The following is a 20,598-nucleotide window of genomic DNA, read 5'->3' on the forward strand; positions in this document are numbered from 1 at the left end:
AAAACAAAAATTAAAAAGAGAAAAACATACTTTACCAAAAGACACTTCATGCTACAGGGGAGGAATTCAAAATGAGATATACCTTTCAGGACTCCACAGAACTTCCTGTCCAGAGGGATTTTATCCAGGATCTGCAGGACTTCATAAGGATTTCAAAAGAAGCCATAACTCTAGAAAGATCAATTATAGGAATAAAGCAGGGGACTAAGGAAGAGACGGCAATCTCTCAGGAAAAGCTTGAGGAGATAGACAGGTTCCAGAAAGACGTTACCAGTTATATCGAAGAACGTACGCAGGGAATCGAATCCGCGGAGATTCTTGAGATCAAAGAAAAAACAATTGAGGCCGCTTCAACGGCAGCTCTGTTAAAAAAGAATGAAAGACTTGAAGATATTGACAGGCAAAACAGACAAGCACTTATGGAATTGCAGCAGCTTGAAACCCAGATACTCACAACCCTCGGCCCCTTTTTTGAAACGAGCATCTACAGAGCTGAGAATGCCTATTACGCTTCAGTTGAAGCCAAAGAAATGAAAGGAAGACAGGTCAGTTCAGTTAACGGTATACAGTACGAGTTTGAACTGCATTTTGTTCATGATTCCCTGAAAGTTGAGGACTTTCGGGAACTTACCCTGCCCGTGTGGGCAAAGAGCGGCATCCTGTCCAGAGAAGAGAAAGCAAAGAAAATGGATGTATCCGGTTTCCATATTATGAGCATCGAGTACGAGGAAAACAATGTTCGAACAGTGCTTCAAGACAAAGATGCAGAGCACATGTTCAAAATCTCTGCAGATGAGAAGGCGCTGCTGATCATGCATGGAGACCATGATATAACAGGAGACGAAAAACTGGCCGCTCTCATAGATAACGAAGCTCTCTATATGTTTATGGGCAAGCTCAAGGAGTTTTTTACAAAATCCGTCGAATTCAGAAGACTCAAGAAGGTCCTGCTGGACGGGAAAAATGCTGTTGAAGAGAACACCGTGTTTGACTGCCTGAAGATTATAGCCGGCATATACGGGAAGCTCGTAAGGGAATGCATTGAAAGAGGGTATACCAAAGGGGAGGTGACAATTAAGATGGAGGAGCCAGGGAGCGTACGGACCGAAAAATACATTTCGAAGTCTGAAGCTTCAGGTGAACTTTCATCCATAGGGAGCGAGGGCACGGAGCTTGCCAGAATCCTTGGAGTTTCCGAAGCCTGAAAAACTAAACCGGGAATAAGTAGCTTTATTTTTGGTATATAAAGGGAGAGCTCGCGTTCTGGATTGTTCCTGTATCTGAGATATTACAGGAACTCCAGACAGGAACCGAAGGTCTGAAAGGTTCCGAAAGCATTAAACGCCTTAAAATATATGGGGAGAATATTTTAAAGCCAAAAAAACGGTCAGGTGCTCTGAAAATCCTTTTTTCCCAGTTCAAAAACCCAATTTCCCTTATTCTCCATTTTGCATCCGGAATGTTTTTTTCCTGCATGACCGGATGGATACGATAATTATCGTAACTATCATTTTTATCAGTAGCCTGCTTGGATTTTGGCAGGAAAAGTGGCTTCAGATGCTTTTGAGAAGCTATTAGTCACAGTGCAAATAAAAGCAGCAGTGCTCAGAGATGGTGAAGAAAAGGAAGTCCCTGTAGAAAAGATCGTACTCGGAGCTATAATCATTTTAAATCGGGAGATACTGTCCCTGCAGACTGCCTGATTCTTGACTCAAAGAATCTTTTTGTCAGCGAAGTCATTCTCACGGGAGAGACTTTTCCTGTAGAAAAAGAAACCGGTATACTGAAAGCAGAAACTCCACTCGGAAAACATACAAATTCTCTCTGAATGGGAACAAGTGTGGTCAGCGGGAGTGGAAAAGCAGTATCAATCTTTACCTGGGAAGAAACGGAATTCGGGAAGATTTCAGCAAAATTGAAACTAAGGCCGCCGGAAACCGAATTTGAAAAAGGGATTGCACAGTTCGGGCATTTACGGATTGAAGTTACTATGCTGATGGTGACGGCAATTCTTACAATTAATGTATATCTCCAGCACCCGATCCTGACTCCTTTCTCTTTTCCCTTGCTCTTGCCGTCGGATTGACTCCTCAGTTGCTGCCTGCGATTATCAGTGTCAACCTCTCTCATGGTGCACGAGATATGGCACAGAAGAAAGTTATTGTCAAGCGGCTCGTCTCTATTGAAAATCTTGGCAGCATGAACATGCTCCGCTCTGATAAAACCGGCACTCTGACAGAAGGGGAATTGCAGCTTCATTCATTTCAGGACCTGGAAGGAAAACACAGCGAAAAAGTTCTCCTTTATGCCTGTCTCAATGCCTATTATCAGAAAGGCTTCGAAAACCCGATAGACAGGGTAATCCTTGCACAAAATAGTTTTGATCTTTCCGCGTACCGAAAACTGGGCGAAATACCTTATGATTTCGTGCGCAAAAAACTTTCGGTATTCGACTATCTCACTTTTGTCACTCTGCTCCTTCTCCTACCCGGAATGACAGAAGAGTTCAGAACAGGATGGTTTATTGAGTCTGTAATTTCAGCATCAATGATAGTAATGGTAATCCGAAGCAGAAAACCGTTCTTCAGGAGCAAACCCGGAAAATACCTGCTTACAATTACCCTGCTTATCGGAGCTCTTACTTTAGTGTTCCCTCTAACCCCATTAGCAGCCGTCTTTAGTTTCAAGCCACTACCCTTTTCAGTCGTTTTAATTATTGAAGCAATTATAGGGCTGTAAATTATCACAGCTGAAATAGCAAAGAGGATTTTTTATAAAAAAGTAAAGCCTTAAAATATTCTGGAATAAAACCTTGCTGCCTGCAGGGTAAACTCATGCTTCAAATGGCTCTTCCTTATAGTCTTCCAGATTTTCGATTTCTTTATAGTCGGTGCCGTCAGGCAGAAAAGGCGTGAAAAGGATAACCGAACAAAGGAGTAGAAATGTTCCAAACATCCGGGACTGCGCCTCAACAGTAGCATAAAACATGAGAATCCCAAGCATGACCCACAAAATAAAGCTCAACTGAAAAGCAAGTTTAACTCTATAAATATTTTCTTCGCTTCTGATCAAGCAACTCCTCCCTGAATACCCCATTTATAATTGATTCGGGATTGAATAAATAGCTGTTTATTTGAAAGATTTGGAGATTTAAGCTCCAGAAATTAAAAATGTTACCCGGCTGAAAATAGATATTCCTGAATAAAATTTACGATTTCAGAAGCTGATGAATAAAAAAAATTAGTAAGAATGGAACACCGGAAAAAGAAGTAAAAAGAAGAATAATTCTGATTCAGAATGAAGACTTAGAGTGTCGGATTCAAAATATTAGATTAAAGCATCGGATTTAGAATATTAGATTCAAAACATCGGATTCAGAATCTAATATCCAGAGTCAGAGTCACAGACCCTTTTAGCGCATCAAATTTCGATAAAGCTAATGATCTTGTCTCCCTCACTTACTCTCCTGAGAAAATCCTCCCTGCTGGTATATGGAACTCCAGAAGCTATGGAATCCGCCGCTCTTCTACTGATCCCGGGAATCTCCCGGATAAGGGCAGGAGATGCAGTGTTTACCGGCAAAGGGTGGGGAATTCCGGTAATCGAACGCATTCCATGCCCTGTGACAGTAATGTCCGTGAATTTCCGCAGAGGCATGAGGGCAGAGATTCCTACAAGCAAAGGGTAAGAACCAAGCTGTCTCCCAAAAGTTATCCCCCTGCCGTGCACCTCGCACATTACATCCTTCAGTACCGTTCCTTCCGGCACGACCCTTCGGAGCATTGGAAGGTCAATATTCTTTCGGACCTGTTCCTTATAATCCAGAAAGAGTTTCTTATGCTTCCTTGCAGCTTCATCCCTGCCGGATATCGGAGTTCCGGGAAATGCCATAACCTGCCGGATATTAATTCTGCGGAGCAACAGTCCAGAATTAAGCACCTGAAGCAGGAAATCATAGTTCAGCTGGAAGGTTTTTTTAGTCTCCCCCATCAGCCCGTGCACAAAATTGATACCAGGGAGAATTTCCGGTAGCCCGTTTGTCCCGCGCCCGGCCCCTAACCTGTTTACCAGTTTGATCGCCTCAAAAACCTCTTCGGAAGTCGCCTTGAGGGAGTTTGCTGCAAACACCTTCGGGTCGGCAGTCTCCATGCCGAAGGCGGCTACATCGCCGGAAGTGTGATATTTGATAATCGTCTTCAGGATTTGCTCCGACTCTTTGGGATACGTTGCAAGAGTTATAGGATTTGCATTATCCATATGAAGCACGGAAAGTTCAGGTGCGGAATTCCTGATTCCCTTGTAAAGCCTTTCAAGAACCTCAGGCACGGGTTTCGGGACTGGTCCTCCTGCATCGGCCCCGTGGTAAGAAAAAAGGTCCGGTTGCCTCCCTATCCTGAAATAGCGGGCTCCATTGGAATAAAGTGCAGAGACTTCGGCGACAACGTCCTCTACAGGCCTGTAGTCCGAAGCCCCATAAAATGGTTCGGTGCAGAAGGAGCAGTGAACACGCCTGCCACAACCCCTGTAGGTTTCAAGCTCGCACATGCAGTATGGGTAGTCCGGGTGCTGCCGGATCAAAAAAGCCCCCTTCGGACCCCAGCGTCCAATCTCTGCCGTTGTCCTGAAACGGTGGTCAACGGATTCCGGGGCTTTCAGCCCGGTAGGAAGGCTCCCCCTGCTATCGCTTCCACTCCCACCAGCCCCTTCCTCAAAAAGATCGTAAACAAAAGCCTCGAGATCCATTTTTGCAAGTACTGCTTCTCCAAGGTTGATCCCACTTTCTGCCCCTTTTGCAGCCCTTCCTCCTTCGTTGCTGAATCCGAGCCTGATAGGGCCGCCTATAATTTTTACCCCGTTCGCAACCCGGAAAATAGTCTCGATCTCACCAAGCGTGATAGGGGATGCCCGGAGGTATTTTCCCGGTACGGTCATGCCTGCAATAATGACCAGAAGAGCGGCTTTTCCTATAAGCTCGCCGGTTCCGGGAGGGTTTTCCCGAAGGGTATCGATTGTGAGGTAGTGAATTTCTTTTTCGGAAAGCCCGCGCTCTCTCAGAGCTCCTGCTATGTACCGGGAGTAGGGAGAGATATAAGGAGGAACCCCGAGGCAGGCGGGTTCATCCACGTAGCCGTCTATGATGAGTGCTTTCATATCAGTTCTCGTTTCCTTGTTTAACTGAAGATTGGAGTATAGAATGCAGTTGGATATTAAATTAAAGGTGGATTGAAACCTGATAAAACAGGTGATTTAAACCCGTAAAGGCAAAATGGATACAGGTGGAATGAATACAAGCAAAACGAATAGTAAAAGTCAGAAGAATAGTAAAAGTCAGTGAAGATAAGTCCAGAGAAAAGATAAAAAATATTTAGGGCCGGGACCGAGAATCGAACTCGGGTCGTAGCCTCCACAGGGCCACAGGATGGACCTCTACCCTACCCCGGCCACAGGGTCTGATACTTCGGGTTTGAAGCAACCTATAAAAGGAGTTTTTTTATATAAAGTTTTTGCCGGAAAAAGCAGGAGAACTCTCCAGGAAGCCGGGAGTTTTTTGCTTTTCGGCAGTTTGAGTATAAAAGTCCCGCTTCAGATTAGCTCAGCTAATTTCAAGCGCGCTTGAGGTAGGTTTCTGGCAGGTCTCTGCGGGCTTCAGGCAAGTTTCAGATTGTTTTAAGCCTGTCAAGGGCGAGTTTTGCAGCCTTTTCTCCGGAAAGGAGCATCCCTCCGAAGACAGGACCCATTCTCGGGGCACGGGTTGCGGCATTTGCAGCCATACCCGCGACAATCAGCCCGGGATAAATCTCCTGGGTTGCATTCACAGCCAGGCGCTCGCCGACCTCAGACCACATCGGTTTTTCTCCGAGCAGTCCGAGTTCCCCGATCTTTGCATTCGGGATTTTTCTGAGAATCGTGTTGCAGACAACTGCCTCATGGCCAGTTCCATCGATTACGAGTTTTGTGCGGATCATGAGCGGGTCCACATGCAGGCGCTGGGTTGTAACAGGCCCCCAGTTGATGACTATGCCGGTAACCCTGTCATTTTCCCGGATCATGATGTCTTCAAAGCTCACTAGGTTAAAGACCTCAGCCCCTGCCGAAGTTGCCCCTGCGATCAGCTTCCCGACGGATTCCACGGAGTTTGCCACATAATACCCGGACTCGTACTCCTTATACCTGATTCCGAAGTCGTCTAGGATGCGGGTAGCTTCCTCCTGCACGACGATACGGGGAAACATCATCCCGCCTGCCCACATGCCGCCGCCCAGGGACAGTTTCTGCTCATACAAAGCGACCTTTACCCCGGCTTCGGCCAGGTATTTTGCAGCCACAAGGTTTGCAGGTCCCCCTCCTACGAGTGCTACATCAATGTCCGTGTAGTCAAGGAAGGTTTTGGAATACTCATCAAATATTGCCCGTGTGATTATGACTTCGTCAAGTTCCATTTTGATCTCTCATAAAGCTTCTACGGTTGAAATTCCGGGGAAAACTGCCCGGCGTTTTAAGAAAGCAATCAGTGAATTGTCAACCCTGATCCGCAACATAATAATTCACATTTTGATACCGGGCATTGCTTTTAAAGTTGTTGGAATCTGATGGAGAAAGAAAGTAATTCTCAAAGGTCCTTCCGCAAAAGGTTTCTTCTCAACATATAGGAATCTCGCAAAGAAAAATTCAGATCATGCAATTGCTGAAAGCGTGCCGGATACTCGACTATTTTCACAATAAATGACTTGCTTCCCGCAGAGAGAGCAAAACCCACCAATAAATTATTATATCCGCCTCACAAAATAAATGAAGCGGTGGAAAGGGTGAAGAGTTTACTTTTTATCGATGCGGGAATTTTTATTATTGCAGCTGTTACAGCCTTCCTGAAGGGAGAACTCGGGTTTATTATAGACATCATAGGCTTAACAGGTTTGATTTTTTTTGTTATGGCTGGAGTTTTGTCAGGTTCTTTTGCTAGTGGAGACTGGGTAAGGGCAAATTATGAGGATGAATTTGAAGAACGCGAGGAGAAAAACAGATTGTCAAAAAATTTATTTTTTGTTGGGCTATTCAACCTCGCTATATCAGTACTTACTTATGAATTCATACTACAGTGACTTGCTATCACGAATTGAAAACCCCAACATATTGTAAAAAAATCACATTGAAGCCGTTACAACTTTTCTAACCTCAATCTACCGAATCCATTTTTCATATCAAACTTTACTGCTCAGCCTCTCCTCCATTTGTAAAGAACATTTTGTCACCTTCGATTCCGGGATAAAGGACAAGCTGTTCCTCCTCCAGAGCTGCTGATCCGACGCCCTGTAAAAGCGACATATATTCGCCGTCCATAGAATAAGGCCCGCATGCCATACGCGTAATAGAAGCCGAGCCAAGGGTTAAGTTGTTTCCTTCCAGGGTGTAGTTCCCACTGCCGTTGTTACAGTCGGCTTTGATATGATACGTGCCGTCAGGGAAGAAGGCAAGCGTATAGTTCTCAGGATCAGGTACCATCATCTGGTACTCAGGCGTGTCAAAATTCTGAAAACTGGTCCACTGCCATTCGATACCGGTCATATTCTCAACAGAAACTGATTCGAGTTCCGGAGTAGTGTTTTCTACAGGTTCAACAATAGTAGGTTCAACAATAGCATTCTCTGCCGGTTCAGCAGGAGCCTCTTCTTGCTCAGTGCAGCCGAGCGAGAAGGAGAACAGGGCTAACCCACCCGTAGTAAGGAGCAAAACCAAACCAATTGATGCAATTTTCAGCTTCATCATATCCCCCATTGATATTCCCAATATAAACTGAGTATATGGAATGATGCGCCATTCAAATATATCCTTTGTTTAAATTGCGGTTTGATTTGCAGTCATCTGAACAGTTCTTCAACGATTTTGCAGAAATTTAAAACATAACTCACCCACAAATAACAGTTATAAGTCAGAAATCGTAATCTCACAATTCTAAAACCATGATCTTGCGACCATGCCCATATGTTCTATGCTGTATTTTCTCACATTTCAGAATCTGCTTTTTTCGGGTAAAATTTTCTGGTTGCAGGAGCAGAATATAATCAGATATTAATCAGATATTTTCTTAAACTTCCTATTTCAATTGGAGGAAATTTTTCAAAGTGAGGCATTCTATGTACGGATGAAGATGTCCAATCCATGATGCTTGGAAATGAAAGATTAAAGTTCAGTAACTAAGTTCAGAAAGCCAGATTCCTATGCTTCTTTAATTCACAAGACCAACCTTTATTGATTAACAAAAAACCCGAATTGGGGATAGGTATGAAAAATGTAAGCATGAAAACAATTTTTTCTGAAAATAGTATGGACTAGTATTATTGAAAGAGGGGGAGTTAATTTTGAGAAAAGAAAATCGAAAACCATCTTTTCAACCTGAGCCAATACCTTCTCCGGAACCGCAACCGGTTCCTTCACCCGAACCGGTACCTGAACCCGAACCGGAGACTGAACATAAGTCCGAAAAAATAGGATAATACAGGACAAATATAGCAGACATGATAACAAAAGTTTACATTTCGCACTGCGAGCAGGACGAACCGCTCGCCCAGGAACTTGCAAGGGCTCTTTGGACAGTGGAACTGGAAAGCTTCTCTGCCCTGTACAGGAAAGCCCGGATTCTTTCCCTGGCTGAAAGGATACGTTTCGGTATCCGTCAGTCAGACTGCATTATCCCTATTATTACCCAGGAAGGAGTGCTGTCTCCTGAGGTGAATCAGGAGATCGGGCTGGCAGTAGGAGCCGACCAGTTGATAATTCCGCTGGTAGAGGCAGGAGTCGAACTGCCTATCCTTATACGCCATCTTCCGCCGATTAATTTTTACCCCGAAGCCTATGAGGATGCCCTTGGAAAACTCATACAGAACATGAGGCAGCTTACGAAACTGGACTGGCTGAAGATAAAGTGCCCTTACTGCGGGGAGGAAATGACCCAGTATATCTCTCCTGAAGAAGAAGTTGAAAGAGCGCTTCTTGCAGGAAAACACCTTGAGACTATCTGCAGCTACTGCCAGAGAAATATTTACCTTGACCCGAGAACCTTCAGGCCCACACCCTGAGTATCTTTAACCTAAAAAGGGAGGCAAATTCATGGAACAAAGTGTTAAGGACGAACCCGGAGAACCAATGGTTGCACAGTCCAAAATGGGGGAAGCTACCGTGAGCGAGACTGAAATCAGGGGTATTGAAGAGCTTACACCTGTTGAAAAGAAACATTTGCTGTTACAACTTTCCAGGGACAGAGCAAAAGACAGGTCTACCGGCCCATGGGAAATTGTTGATGTCCGCAGGGAAGAATGGGAAACCGTTAAAGCTACCCTGGTTCAACCCGTAGAAATTGACATCAGGGATACAGGGAAAGCCGAACTCTTCAGGGTATGGTTCGACATCACAAAGTTAGAAAGAGAACTTGAGTCCGTAACCTGATTCAGTAACTTGAGTCAATAACCTGAGTTACCAACCTTTTTAATTAACTTGAGTCAGTAGCCTGAGTCAACAAAATAACCGGCATCCTAACTATGAATGTAATGGGCTAAAAAACGGGTCGTATTATCTGATAAATGTGGAATAATAAAGGCTAATAAAACCGCTTAATAAATCTCAAAAAACAATTTGAAAAAAAGAGGAGCTAAAAGCTTCCTTATTCTTTTCTTGCCTCAGATGTGAGGTTGTGAGCTTCTTCCATGCAACATCTTAATGCCGGAAATTTCTTGAATCTGGGCCTTTTCTTATTCGGATTGCTATCAGGTCATCCTCTCTGTGAAATTCCGGAAGAGTTTAAAGCTCCCTGAAGCCCAGCCGGTTTCATAATTTAAGCTGCCTCCCACCTGAGGGCTGGTTCACTCTGAGCAAAATTATTTCCCTGAAAACGCCTTGCTGACATCGGCAGCGTTGGTGTACTCCTTCTCTGGAAGTTCTTCGAGAACCTCCATCACCTTACTGTCAGCTTTGTGCTTTTTAGCGTGTTCGATAAGCTGTTTTTTCTTCGCAGGATAATCCATATTCTTTAAAGCTTTTTGGACTTCGATAGGACTCGTTTGCATAAAATTCCCCCATATGGTGTATTATCTCTTGAAACTTTTATTGACACAAACAGCATTTTCTGCTTTTTGTTAGAAAAGGTTATTTCAGAACGTATACCCCACTGCTGGCATCGTTTTTGGAGTTTTAACCGGATTCCTTAACCGGATTAATCCTGTTGTAGGACAATTGATGCCTTTGAATACATTCTGGGCCTTTACTGGATTTGTTCTCGTAAACAATCCTGTAAACTGTCAAATAAATTCAGTATTTAACTCGATTTTTTCTGTCAAAGTACTCCTTTCTAAAGATTCGAGTTCAGGATTTGGGTAGCAATTGCTTCTATCCTTAACGTTGCCCACCCTCCATTCAGTATTATGCAATATATATTATAAAAAAGAATTCAACTCAAACGTTTGTCGGAAGACGATTATTCTGGTCGGACAGTTCTTTATTTTTTACTGGTCTGGAGGGTCGTATTACTATAGATTCTAAATTTTTTGACTAAACTCCATTCTAAATGTTTTCAATTAGCTCCGGTTTAAGTTTAAAATACGATTTAAGCCCAAATTCCAGTTTAACTTTAACATCACTACGTAGTTCGTGGTCGAATCTGAAAAATATGGCTGAACAGAACAGAAAAAGCCCTCAAATAAAAATCCTCGTATAATTGATATACCATCGTGACAATTCTACAGCCATGAATAACAGCAAATCCAAAGATTCCATTTTACCTTCTCATCGTTCTGACCGCGCAGCCTGTGAAAACCGTGAAAAGCAACCCGCCCGGCAGTCCACGTCTACCTATGAATCTTCTACTTTTTCAAGCCCCGCCCTTGACCAGTTCAGGGGGCTTTTACCTGACTTTAACAACCGGCTTTCTCCAATGCGAGACCTGGGGCTTTCTCCCCTCGGACATTCCCGCCTGAGCTCCGAAGCCCGCCCAAGGCTTGTTTCCGACTCTGCTCTCGGACTTGTATCCGGCATTCTTCCCGGTCCTCTTTCCGGGCCCAAGAACGAAAAACCTGAAATGTCGGTAGGAAAAAGGCTTGAGATCACTCCTGACCTGCCGGGGAAGACTCTTGCAGGAGATAAGGTCGGCTCGCTCACCCTGGATGCAGATCTTCCGATGGGGCTTATTGAGAGCAGGCTGCTTACTCTCAAGCCGGCCGAAGAGGAAACGAATGAAAAAAAGTGAATGGTCAGGAAACAAAAATCGTTAGTAACTTCCATTAAAGGGGCAGTCAATACTGCTCTTTTCTTTTAGTAGTCCGTAATTTCGGAAAAACACGGAATCGAAGACAAAGGCTACTTTCGTGCGTCTCCAGTGTTTGATCTCTTCTTTTGAAACTGGATAGGAGACTTTCTCAATTTCCGATTTATCTCTCATGAAAAATAGCTGTCTTTTAGATTTGCTGCAGAAAACAGGTTAATTCATGAAATGGGTTCATGCGTCTTCGGTTAAGTGAGGAATCGTGATAAATTGCCTCTATTCTCACAACAGTTGTCAATAATGTTAATGTGTTGTGGACTGGAATTGGTATCGATTTCATGTAATAAGGCCAAAATTTAAGGCAGCCTTTTGGTGCAAAATCGACAGCTTTCAGGCAAGAAAATTCCTTAACCGATGACCAATGAAAATGGGTTAGTTCATAGCTACCATAATTCCCAAAAGGCTGACAGCCACTGCAATTACAATTATAAAAATAAGCAAAGCTGAACTATCGTTCTTCACCCGATTATTGCCCTCATAATCCATACTACTAAATATGTGGCGACACTTAAAAAACTTTTGTTAGTTAGCTGAAACTGATTGTTTCAGAATCGCAACTAAAAGACCTTATTTTCATTCATGAAACCGCAAAATTCATCTGTTTACTTATAATATTTATTATAATATTCTTGTTTATTTCTATATTTTGGGAGAGCAATTGCGGTGAACGGATTTATGAATTATTTTAGGTACTCCTCTAAACTTCAAGTTTTTCATTCTTCTTGTTATTACTTTTCTCATGTTTCCGTTATGCCTTCAGGATTATAACTTGAGGATTAGTTCCAAGAAAACCAATCCATACAACTCGATTAATAACTTTTATCTGCCTTATCTGGAATTCTACAAAAAACGAAACGTCCCCCTCAAACTTGCCTATTTACTTAAGGAGGTGTTTTTCATTATTTGAGAGACGGATTAATAATTGTCTGATTACCGAGAAAAGCATCAGGTTTATGGAGTGAAGGAAATGCGAGCATTTCATGAATGTTGACTTCATCTTTACAAGCTTCTATACAGGGGAAGATATTCCAAGAGGAGGGTCGTTTACAGGGGAAGCGGCTTGGAAAATGGAGAGGTATTCATTGGTCATCGGTTAAGGAATTTATTACGTCATCCATCACTATTTTTTTCTTTTTGCCTACTTACCTATTCCAACCATCATCTCTAAACCTTCCTCTATTTACATGTGGATCCAATGCTTGACTTTCATATACACTCATCATAGTTTCAAAAGTTCTTTCAATTCCACATCTATGAAGAATCACTGTCAATAAATTTGAAGCATTTTCGGCAAATATTATACTCCATCTCTCTTGAGTATATCGCACCATCTTTTCAGGCTTAGCTGACTGTTCTTTACTATAGAATAAGCTGTACTGTTCTTTACTATAGAATAGATTCTTCTGCTAACGATTAACGTCAACATTGCCGTCCAGAGTAGAGCTTCAATTACCTGCACATTCTTTGTCTCAAGAACGTCAAGAACGTATTTGCTTTTCAACTCCTTAAACAGCAGTTCTATATCCCATCTTGCTCCATATAATTTTGCAATGTCTTTTGCATTTAAAACATTTTTCTGTATGTTTGTAATATATATGTGAAAATTTTCCTCTTCACTGTTATATATTGCAACAAGACGTACGTTCATCTCATCTTGTTTTTGCTTGCCTTTATATGTTCTTCTTTTAAATGTTATTTTCACAACAGCATCAAGATCTTTTCCTGAGAGTTGCTTAATACATTCGCTAACAGTTTTTCCAGCAAACTCTTTGCTTTTTGTCTTAGAAAGTCCCTCTTCAACAGAAACAACAATGAGATCCATATTTTTCATAATTCTTGAGACAAAATATCCTCCATTTTCCTCAACTCTTGCAAACATTTGATTTTTGTAAAATCCAAGATCAACAAGAAGAATACGGTCTTTGATCCAGGGACCTATTTTCAATGTTTTTATCTCGGCTGTTTTTTCAGAGTACAGAGCAACTGTTTTAGGTCCGTTAGCAACCGCACTTACCATAACTCCCACTTTAACTCCTGCAGCTACATTTCTTGCTCTTGCTGCTGGAGACTTATCGGTTAAAGAGGAGTGAAGGCGAACAATTGTACTGTCCTGAATGAAAACATCCTTAAAGTTTTCGAGTTTTTTGCTAAGTTTTCTTCCAGATTCTTTTTCAAGCTCTTCTATGCCGTGAATAACACACTGATGAAGAAACTCAACAAGTTATGGAGTGAATTTATAGTACCAGCTGCTGTCTCTTATGGTATTATTTACTTCTTTTTCATATTCTCTTTTCAAACTGGCGAGTGTACGCTGCAAGCATACACCAAAACCAAGAGTTAAAACTCAAAAGATGAAGACAGGATCAATTTTACGTTCACGTTTTATAAGACCGGTTTCTTTGGCAGTTTGCCTTAACCAATCTTCGGGAAACATTTCCCGAAGAGAGTCTTCGAGAGAGATTGGGGGTGAGGTGATATAGACATACTATTATCAAGTTTTGTTAATATAAAAACACGTACAGGAATGCTTCTCTAACGCTTAACCGATGACGCATGCATTTATTTTACACTTCAATCACACCTTTTGGGTTTACGAGAAATAGTTGTGTTTCCTCCTGTACTTAGACATTTAATCCCTATCTTTTTTCCACTTCTTTTTGGCCACTCCTCCTATCACGGTGACAGAAAGACTGAAGAAGTCTATCAAGCTTGCTCAGTCTATTCCTTTCAGAATATTTTCCACCGATAGGGATTAAATGAAAGCCATATATTGAACTTTTTTACTTCTAACTGAAAATCGATTCTGCCTTTATTTCGCCGCTCTTCTCAACGCTTTTTCAAATTTATCAAGCCCGAGGTCGGCTTCTTCATCGGTCATGACGAGGGGAGGGGAAAAGCGGATTACGGAGTCTCCGCAGGGAAGGAGCAGGACTCCTTCTTTAAACGCTTCCCTGACGATCCTGTCCCTTCGGATAGGGTCTATGGATTTGTCGGATTTTACGATTTCTGCCCCTATCATAAGGCCTAGACCGCGAACGTCTCCTATGCAAGGGCAATTTTCCTGTAACTCCCTCAGACGCTGCCGGATATGCGTTCCCATTTCTCTGACACGGTTTTCCATATTTTCCTTTTCCAGGAATTCAAGGGAAGCGAGGGCTGAAGCTGAGGAGAGGAGGTTTCCCCCGAAGGTGTTTGAGTGGACCCCGGGTGGCCAGTCCATGAGAGTACTGTCTGCGAGCATTGCACCTATTGGGAGGCCTGCACCAAGGGCTTTTGCAAGGCAGGTAATATCAGCCCTTACCTCAAAGTTTTCCATGGCAAGGAAGGGGCCTGTCCTGAAACAGCCTGTCTGGACTTCATCGGCTATAAGCAGGACATCATTATCCGTGCAGATCCTTTTCACTTCTTTATGGAACTCCTGAGGAGGGACGATATAGCCCCCTTCTCCCTGGACCGGCTCGATAAAAACGGCAGCCGTATCTTCTGGGCTTAGCTCTTTTCGGAAGATCAGGTTTTCAATCTGCTTTGCACATTCGACTCCGCAGGAAGGGTATTCAAGATTCAGGGGACAGCGATAACAGTAGGCGTAATGGGTGTGCACTGTACGCATGGTGGGGAAATGCTCCTTTTGCCGGACTTTGGAACAGGTCAGGGAAAGGGCTCCCAGGGTTCGGCCGTGAAAAGCGTTGTAAAAAGCGATGAAGTTAGGGCGTTTTGTCTTCCACAGGGCAAGTTTCATTGCGGCTTCCACAGCTTCGGTTCCACTGTTGCAGTAAAAGACCTTTGAATAGCCTGAAAGCTCCCTTAGTTTTTTGGCAAGCTTTAACGGAGGCTCGGCGAAAAAGTCCCCGTATCCGCAGTGGACCATTTTCTCCAGCTGGGCTGAGATGGCGGCATTAACCTCCGGGTTTGAATGGCCTGAATTCATGACCGCAATCCCTGCGATGAAATCGATGTACTCTTTTCCGTCTATGTCTTTTATTACGGAACCTTTTGCCCTGTCAACAACAAGTGGATAGGGACGGGATACACATGCGGACATTACCTTACAGTCCTGCCCTATGATCTCCCTAGCTCTTGGGCCGACCACATCAAGCAATCCTATTTCCTGTTCGAAAAAGTCAAGTTCTGTTTCCTGTTTCCTCATCGGGTCCTCTGATTTTTCCGTTTTTTCCGAATTTCTCCATTTTTCAAGAGTTTCCGGCTCGCCGTAATCCAGAATGCTTCCCCCCTCTTCCCACATTTCATTCCATATCTATCTGAGCTCTTTGCAGCCTGCCGCTGTAATCTATATACACGGCTTTTATCTCCGTGAATTCTTTGATTGCTTCTGTCCCTGCTTCCCTGAAACCGTTTCCGGTCCCTTTTACGCCCCCGAAAGGAAGGTGGACTTCAGCCCCTATTGTAGGGGCATTGACATATGTGATTCCAGCTTCTATCTTTTTAACCGCCCTGAAAGCTTTTCCAACGTTTTCGGTGTAAATTGCCGAGGAAAGCCCGTATCTGGTGTTATTGGCAACTTCAATTGCTTCCTCAAGCCCCGAAACCGTAATGATGCTGAGCACAGGCCCAAAGATCTCTTCCTGTGCAATCCTCATATCCGGCCTGACATCCGTAAAGACAGTCGGCTCAAAAAAATAGCCCGGAAGCCCGGGATCTATGGCTTTTCCTCCGAGCAGGAGAGTTGCACCCTCTTCCATTCCTATCCGGACGTACCTTTCTATTTTTTCAAGCTGAGCTTTATTGATTATGGGCCCGATGTCCGTTTCCGGCAAAAGCCCGTTTCCTACCCTGAGAAGTTTTGTTTTTGCAAGCAGCCTTGCTGTAAATTCATCCTTTATTTTTTCGTGCAGGATCAGCCTGCTTGTTGCCGTGCAGCGCTGGCCTGTAGTCCCGAAAGCTCCCCAGAGCACGCCTTCAAGAGCAAGTTCAAGGTCGGCGTCATCCATGATAATTACCGGGTTTTTTCCCCCCAGCTCAAGTGAAACCCGCTTCATGGTTTTTGCACATTCTTCCATGATCCATTTTCCGGTTTCAAGGCTTCCTGTAAAGGAAATTGCTTTTATCCGGGGGTGCTGGACTATGGCTTTTCCGGTACTTCCGCCAGGCCCTGTCACAAGATTTACCACACCCGGAGGCAAACCCGCTTCCATCAGGATTTCAACGAGCTTGATTGCAAGCAGGGGCGTGTCGCTTGCAGGCTTGAACACGATTGCATTTCCTGCTATAAGAGCCGGCATGATCTTCCAGCCGGGAATCGCAAGAGGAAAGTTCCAGGGGGTTATCATGCCCACAACTCCTATCGGCCTGAGCACGGTCATACAGAACTTATCCTTGAGTTCGGAGGTCGTTGTCTCTCCGAACATCCGCCTGCCTTCCCCTGCGGCATAAATGGCAATATCTATCGCTTCCTGCACATCTCCCCTTGTTTCTGGCAGCACCTTTCCCATTTCCTCCGTCATGAGCCTGGCAAGATCTTCCTTTCTCTCCTGTAAAATGCGAGCTGTCCTGAAAAGCACTTCAGCTCTTCTGGGTGCCGGAACTTCGCTCCATACCCTGAACCCCTCTTCTGCCGCCTCAACTGCCCTGTCAACGTCTTCGCTTCCGGCTACCTGTACCGTGGCAAGGTTTTCAAGAGTGGCCGGATTGATGTTATCAAAAGTTTCTCCGGTTGCTGAGTCTCTCGACTCCCCACCTATGTGCAATTTATACTCCTGAACCACAAAATCCCCCTGAAACAATGAGTATAATACCACTTATAGATATCCAAAAAACGATTTCGGATGAACTGAAATATTTTCAGAGTGTTCTACTGATTTGTGCCTGACTATCCTAAAGGAGTGGTAGAGACAAATTAAAAATGGGTAGTTAAAAATGGTGGTTAAAAATGGGTGGTTAAAAATGGGTAGTAAAAAAGTATTGGCTAAGAAGGATTAGTTAAAAATACTCAAAGATATCTGATCCATATTTGTAATTCATTAACCTGAACCATTTTTAACTATTTGCCAGATCCGCTTTGATAGTTCAGAGTACTGAGCTTTAGGATCTCCTCTTTTCTGAATAAGGGAGTCTACACCGTTTTCGATAGCCTGACTCTTAATTTCTTCTTTGCCCACTCCCGTAAACAGGATGAACGGGATATTAATTCTCTTATCACGGATAGTTTTCAGAAACGAAATGCCGTCCATATAAGGCATATCATAATCCGAAACCACTACGTCATAGGAGAGCTCATCTAATTTCTCAAGAGCCTGTCTTGCGGATTCCACGGTATCGGAGTTTATGTCGTGGAATACCTCTAAGAACGTTTTTGACAGCTCCAAGAATACTGGGTCGTCGTCTACAAGCAGTACTTTCATGGGGGTTTTCTCCGCAACGTTATGATTTGCAATATAAAAGGAACACCATGTTCCCGTTAAGAGGTTTTGCAGTTCAGTTGCATTTTTGGTAGTTCCTGCATGGAACTGGTATATGCCAAGCTAAGGTACAATTTCATACTTCTATCCCCCTTTTGCAAGCTCAACCCCGGCAGACAGGAATTAAGTCGTCTGATATCGTATGGTTTTGAAATACCATTAGAGCATATTTCTCAACTGAGTTTTTATGTTATAAGTAATAAGATCTTTTAGTTAATATAAAAAGTTATCTTACGTAAATAAGTTCTTTCACAAGCTGCTCGGATTTTATAACAATTTTATTTGTTTTTTACAAAAAATACTTATTATCATTAAAAAAAGTTCTGGAAGATGCGAAAGAATTAAGGCAGGTAAAGTAGGGGCGAAAAAAAAGGTAAAATAACTGAAAAAGCAGAACCTGAAGATATAAGAAAAATTGAAAGGAAAGTCTAAATGAGATATCGGAAAGGAAATGCAGAAAAAAAATCAGGGTTTTATCCCTGACCGATAAAGTTATCTATCTCCTTTTTCAGCATATGGCTCAGGATCTTTCCGTCAACTGTCCCTCTGTATTCCTTCATGACAATGCCCATGAGAGGACCGAGGGCAGAAGGCCCCTTGTCTTTTATGAAATCTCCTTTTTCCATGACCATCTGTTTTATGAAATTTTCTACTTCCTCAGGATCAAAGGCACTCAGGCCGAGCTTTGAGATTGCCTCCTGGACTGTCAGTTCAGGCTCTTTTGCAAGGGCGGTCAGAAGGTCCTGAATTGCTTCTTTTGCAATTTCCTGGTTTGAAATGGCTGCAAAAAGTCCTTTGAAGTGTTCATCCGTGAGGTTATCCGTCTCAACTCCGTTTCTCCTGATCTCCGGGACGATTCCTACAAGGGTTCTGGCAATAAGGGTTGAGTTAACATTTGCGTCCTTCGTGTAGGTCTCCAGAAGGATTTCAAAGAGGGGAAGATACCTTGAATAAGCCACTTTTTCGGCAAGTTCCTTATTCAGGCCGCTTTCGGAGGCAAACCGCTTTGCTCTTTTGGTCAGGAGTTCCGGAGGCTTTATGGAATCAAAATACTCCTGTGAGATTTCTATCTGGGGGACATCGGTTTCAGGGTACATCCTTGCCGCACCCGGAAGGGGGCGCATGTAAGCGGTGTTCCCGTCAGGAAGAGCTTTTCGGGTCTCCTCAGGGATTCCTTCAATGGCTTCCTTTGCCCTGTTAATTACTGCCTCAATTGCAAGCCTGGCTTTTTCGGGTTCATCCGCAACCATGACGAAGGCATCTTCAGGGCCTGCACCGATTGCGTCCTTTACAGCCTGGACTTCCTTTTCGGTTATCCCGTAGTTCGGAAGTTCATCTGTGTGGAAAAGCCCTCCGACACCTGCAGTCTTTGCCCTATCCGAAAACTCGGTTCCCAGCCTTCTTCCGGGCTGGACTTCCTTGCCCACAAGCCTGTTAAATTTCTTCAGGAGGGCAGCAAGGATTGAGCCTTTCTTTACGCCCTTTTGCAGGACTTTGGACTTCGTGTCCATGAAAAGCCCTGTTACATCATAGATCTCCTCGCAAACAAAGGCTTTTCTCTCAAGGAGTTCTTGCCTGATAAAAAGAAGGTTCAACTGCCGTTCAACTTCCCTTCGGACGATGTCTTCTATGAGGTCAAGGGCCTGCACTCCTTTGATTTCAACCCTTTCCCCTCTGGCAATTGAGATGTTTACGTCCTGCCTGATCGTGCCAAGCCCTCTTTTTACCTTCCCTGTGGATCTGAGCACCATTCCTATATATTCTGCAACCTCCCGGGCGTGCCTTGGGGACCTTATGTCAGGGGCGGTTGCAATTTCGACAAGCGGAATCCCTAGCCTGTCCAGGGAATAGACTATTGAGTCTCCTTTTTCCTCTATTTTCTGGGCGGCTTCTTCTTCCACGCAGAGGCTGTCAATTCCGCAGCGCCCTTCCGAGGTCTCAATGTACCCGTCACTTGCCAGAAATGCAGTCCTCTGAAAGCCACTGGTGTTTGATCCGTCCACAACGATCTTTCTCATCACATGCATCTGGTCGACAGGCTTCATGTTGAAAAGCTTGGAAACCCCGAGGGAAATGTCCAGAGCTTCCTTATTGAGTTCCCTTGGAGGCTCCTCGTCGTTTTCTATGAGGCAGGTAGTGTCATAAGCCTTGTAAATGTACTTCCTCCTGATCTTTGTCTGCTCCACCGCAGCCCTGTCCTTTTCTCCCATCTCGCTTTCCGTAGCCCTGAGATACCTGAAAAACTCGAAGTCCGAATCCCCGATGTCCCTGATCAGGGTAGGACACCTGCAGAACAATTTCTCTTTTGAGTCAAGCTGCTGGTGAATTTCAAGCCCGGCTTTCAGCCCAAGTTCACTGTAGTCGTATTTTTCCATATTTTCACCCGAATCTAAGCAGGAGGCGCCTTAATCCTTTTTAAATATCTCTAATTTTTCCTTTAGTCTTCCCTTCAATTTGTCTTTAATTTTCCGTTAATTTCTCTTTCAAATCCAGCTCTCTTTGCTCTTCCTTATCTTTTAAGCTCATCGGCTCGCTATAATTTCCTCTTCTTTTTAAACCCTCTTTCTGCGCTTGTTTCCTCTCTTAGCTCTTTTAGGTGCTGCATTAGTAGTTATCAGGAATTGTCCGTAAGAAACTGAATGTAAAAGGTGCGGTAGAATGTATAAAGGTATCTCTGTATATAAGATTGAAGTAATTGCTGGCCCATTTTGCATGATAAAATAAGTTAGTAGAGCTTGATCGCTTTCAATAGAAATCAGGCATATCAACAAGTTGATGAGAAACATTTCCGGGACAAAACAATAAATAAAAGTGTTATAAAGTCTAAAGATGTACTAAAGGTATTATTTTTTACTCCTGGCTAACACTTATTTT

General features: G+C 43.6%; 17 protein-coding genes, 1 tRNA gene and 2 pseudogenes. 8 read left to right on the forward strand and 12 right to left on the reverse strand.

The window, feature by feature from the left end:
• The first annotated feature begins 71 nt into the window (after positions 1 to 71).
• From MA_RS14940 to MA_RS28820, 4 genes and pseudogenes are all read left to right on the forward strand, one after another.
• Entirely contained in the window at positions 72 to 1,205 is a 1,134-nt protein-coding gene (locus MA_RS14940) for a hypothetical protein (RefSeq protein WP_011022800.1), read from the forward strand.
• Positions 1,206 to 1,318: 113 nt separating this feature from the next.
• Entirely contained in the window at positions 1,319 to 1,495 is a 177-nt protein-coding gene (locus MA_RS28810) for a cation-transporting P-type ATPase (RefSeq protein WP_248698110.1), read from the forward strand.
• Between the two features lie 207 nt (positions 1,496 to 1,702).
• Positions 1,703 to 2,086, forward strand: a pseudogene (locus MA_RS28815) (hypothetical protein).
• A gap of 56 nt (positions 2,087 to 2,142) precedes the next feature.
• The gene (locus MA_RS28820) at positions 2,143 to 2,739 is read left to right on the forward strand and encodes a cation transporting ATPase C-terminal domain-containing protein (RefSeq protein WP_052279182.1); all 597 of its coding nucleotides are present in this window, start codon (positions 2,143 to 2,145) and stop codon (positions 2,737 to 2,739) included.
• 93 nt (positions 2,740 to 2,832) lie between these two features.
• Here the strand turns inward: MA_RS28820 and MA_RS14950 are convergent, their stop codons facing one another.
• The 4 genes from MA_RS14950 to MA_RS14970 all read right to left on the reverse strand — a co-directional run bounded on the left by MA_RS14950 (position 2,833) and on the right by MA_RS14970 (position 6,440).
• Complete coding sequence (locus tag MA_RS14950) at positions 2,833 to 3,072, reverse strand: hypothetical protein (RefSeq protein ID WP_157860264.1); 240 nt, start codon at positions 3,070 to 3,072, stop codon at positions 2,833 to 2,835.
• Between the two features lie 348 nt (positions 3,073 to 3,420).
• The gene (locus tag MA_RS14955; RefSeq protein WP_011022802.1) at positions 3,421 to 5,151 is read right to left on the reverse strand and encodes a radical SAM protein; all 1,731 of its coding nucleotides are present in this window, start codon (positions 5,149 to 5,151) and stop codon (positions 3,421 to 3,423) included.
• 218 nt (positions 5,152 to 5,369) lie between these two features.
• Positions 5,370 to 5,442, reverse strand: a tRNA-His gene (locus MA_RS14960).
• A gap of 215 nt (positions 5,443 to 5,657) precedes the next feature.
• Positions 5,658 to 6,440: a sulfide-dependent adenosine diphosphate thiazole synthase gene (locus tag MA_RS14970; protein WP_011022803.1), complete on the reverse strand. Its 783-nt coding sequence runs from the start codon at positions 6,438 to 6,440 to the stop codon at positions 5,658 to 5,660.
• Between the two features lie 288 nt (positions 6,441 to 6,728).
• Between MA_RS14970 and MA_RS14975 the strand changes: the two genes are divergently transcribed.
• The gene (locus tag MA_RS14975) at positions 6,729 to 7,100 is read left to right on the forward strand and encodes a DUF5316 family protein (protein WP_011022804.1); all 372 of its coding nucleotides are present in this window, start codon (positions 6,729 to 6,731) and stop codon (positions 7,098 to 7,100) included.
• A 106-nt stretch (positions 7,101 to 7,206) separates the two neighbouring features.
• Here MA_RS14975 and MA_RS14980 read toward each other — a convergent pair whose 3' ends face one another.
• Positions 7,207 to 7,764, reverse strand: coding sequence for an META domain-containing protein (locus tag MA_RS14980; RefSeq protein WP_226990618.1), 558 nt, complete (start codon positions 7,762 to 7,764; stop codon positions 7,207 to 7,209).
• Between the two features lie 749 nt (positions 7,765 to 8,513).
• On the opposite strand from MA_RS14980, the gene MA_RS14985 reads away from it, so the two are divergent.
• Entirely contained in the window at positions 8,514 to 9,074 is a 561-nt protein-coding gene (locus MA_RS14985; protein WP_011022806.1) for a toll/interleukin-1 receptor domain-containing protein, read from the forward strand.
• Between the two features lie 31 nt (positions 9,075 to 9,105).
• On the forward strand, positions 9,106 to 9,441 hold the full coding sequence (locus MA_RS14990; protein WP_011022807.1) for a hypothetical protein: 336 nt from the start codon (positions 9,106 to 9,108) through the stop codon (positions 9,439 to 9,441).
• Positions 9,442 to 9,869: 428 nt separating this feature from the next.
• On the opposite strand, the gene MA_RS14995 is transcribed toward MA_RS14990, so the two are convergent.
• Positions 9,870 to 10,058 carry a DUF2795 domain-containing protein gene (locus MA_RS14995; RefSeq protein ID WP_048065544.1) on the reverse strand — a complete coding sequence of 63 codons (189 nt, stop codon included), beginning with the start codon at positions 10,056 to 10,058 and terminating at the stop codon, positions 9,870 to 9,872.
• 677 nt (positions 10,059 to 10,735) lie between these two features.
• On the opposite strand from MA_RS14995, the gene MA_RS15000 reads away from it, so the two are divergent.
• Complete coding sequence (locus MA_RS15000) at positions 10,736 to 11,233, forward strand: hypothetical protein (protein WP_048065545.1); 498 nt, start codon at positions 10,736 to 10,738, stop codon at positions 11,231 to 11,233.
• Positions 11,234 to 11,254: 21 nt separating this feature from the next.
• Here the strand turns inward: MA_RS15000 and MA_RS27245 are convergent, their stop codons facing one another.
• The 6 genes and pseudogenes from MA_RS27245 to gatE form a co-directional block, all read right to left on the reverse strand.
• The gene (locus tag MA_RS27245; RefSeq protein ID WP_157860265.1) at positions 11,255 to 11,425 is read right to left on the reverse strand and encodes a hypothetical protein; all 171 of its coding nucleotides are present in this window, start codon (positions 11,423 to 11,425) and stop codon (positions 11,255 to 11,257) included.
• A gap of 1,025 nt (positions 11,426 to 12,450) precedes the next feature.
• Positions 12,451 to 13,742 (reverse strand): annotated as a pseudogene (locus MA_RS15005) (IS4 family transposase).
• Between the two features lie 375 nt (positions 13,743 to 14,117).
• Positions 14,118 to 15,551 carry an aminotransferase class III-fold pyridoxal phosphate-dependent enzyme gene (locus tag MA_RS15010; RefSeq protein ID WP_011022811.1) on the reverse strand — a complete coding sequence of 478 codons (1,434 nt, stop codon included), beginning with the start codon at positions 15,549 to 15,551 and terminating at the stop codon, positions 14,118 to 14,120.
• 1 nt (position 15,552) lies between these two features.
• Entirely contained in the window at positions 15,553 to 17,031 is a 1,479-nt protein-coding gene (locus MA_RS15015; RefSeq protein WP_048065546.1) for an aldehyde dehydrogenase family protein, read from the reverse strand.
• Positions 17,032 to 17,286: 255 nt separating this feature from the next.
• Positions 17,287 to 17,667: a response regulator gene (locus MA_RS15020; RefSeq protein WP_011022813.1), complete on the reverse strand. Its 381-nt coding sequence runs from the start codon at positions 17,665 to 17,667 to the stop codon at positions 17,287 to 17,289.
• A gap of 530 nt (positions 17,668 to 18,197) precedes the next feature.
• Positions 18,198 to 20,099 carry a Glu-tRNA(Gln) amidotransferase subunit GatE gene (gatE, locus tag MA_RS15025; RefSeq protein WP_011022814.1) on the reverse strand — a complete coding sequence of 634 codons (1,902 nt, stop codon included), beginning with the start codon at positions 20,097 to 20,099 and terminating at the stop codon, positions 18,198 to 18,200.
• Between the last annotated feature and the right edge of the window lie 499 nt (positions 20,100 to 20,598).

The organism is Methanosarcina acetivorans C2A, from assembly GCF_000007345.1.
Classification (GTDB): Archaea; Halobacteriota; Methanosarcinia; order Methanosarcinales; family Methanosarcinaceae; genus Methanosarcina; species Methanosarcina acetivorans.

Excerpts from the sequence above, each read along its gene's own strand:
- MA_RS14940 (WP_011022800.1), top strand. The coding sequence starts at position 72 with ATGAGATATACCTTTCAGGACTCCACAGAACTTCCTGTCCAGAGGGAT.
- MA_RS28820 (WP_052279182.1), top strand. The coding sequence starts at position 2,143 with ATGGCACAGAAGAAAGTTATTGTCAAGCGGCTCGTCTCTATTGAAAAT.
- MA_RS14955 (WP_011022802.1), bottom strand. The coding sequence starts at position 5,151 with ATGAAAGCACTCATCATAGACGGCTACGTGGATGAACCCGCCTGCCTC.
- MA_RS14970 (WP_011022803.1), bottom strand. The coding sequence starts at position 6,440 with ATGGAACTTGACGAAGTCATAATCACACGGGCAATATTTGATGAGTAT.
- MA_RS14980 (WP_226990618.1), bottom strand. The coding sequence starts at position 7,764 with ATGATGAAGCTGAAAATTGCATCAATTGGTTTGGTTTTGCTCCTTACT.
- MA_RS14985 (WP_011022806.1), top strand. The coding sequence starts at position 8,514 with ATGATAACAAAAGTTTACATTTCGCACTGCGAGCAGGACGAACCGCTC.
- MA_RS14990 (WP_011022807.1), top strand. The coding sequence starts at position 9,106 with ATGGAACAAAGTGTTAAGGACGAACCCGGAGAACCAATGGTTGCACAG.
- MA_RS14995 (WP_048065544.1), bottom strand. The coding sequence starts at position 10,058 with ATGCAAACGAGTCCTATCGAAGTCCAAAAAGCTTTAAAGAATATGGAT.
- MA_RS15000 (WP_048065545.1), top strand. The coding sequence starts at position 10,736 with ATGAATAACAGCAAATCCAAAGATTCCATTTTACCTTCTCATCGTTCT.
- MA_RS27245 (WP_157860265.1), bottom strand. The coding sequence starts at position 11,425 with ATGAGAGATAAATCGGAAATTGAGAAAGTCTCCTATCCAGTTTCAAAA.
- MA_RS15010 (WP_011022811.1), bottom strand. The coding sequence starts at position 15,551 with ATGTGGGAAGAGGGGGGAAGCATTCTGGATTACGGCGAGCCGGAAACT.
- MA_RS15020 (WP_011022813.1), bottom strand. The coding sequence starts at position 17,667 with ATGAAAGTACTGCTTGTAGACGACGACCCAGTATTCTTGGAGCTGTCA.
- gatE (WP_011022814.1), bottom strand. The coding sequence starts at position 20,099 with ATGGAAAAATACGACTACAGTGAACTTGGGCTGAAAGCCGGGCTTGAA.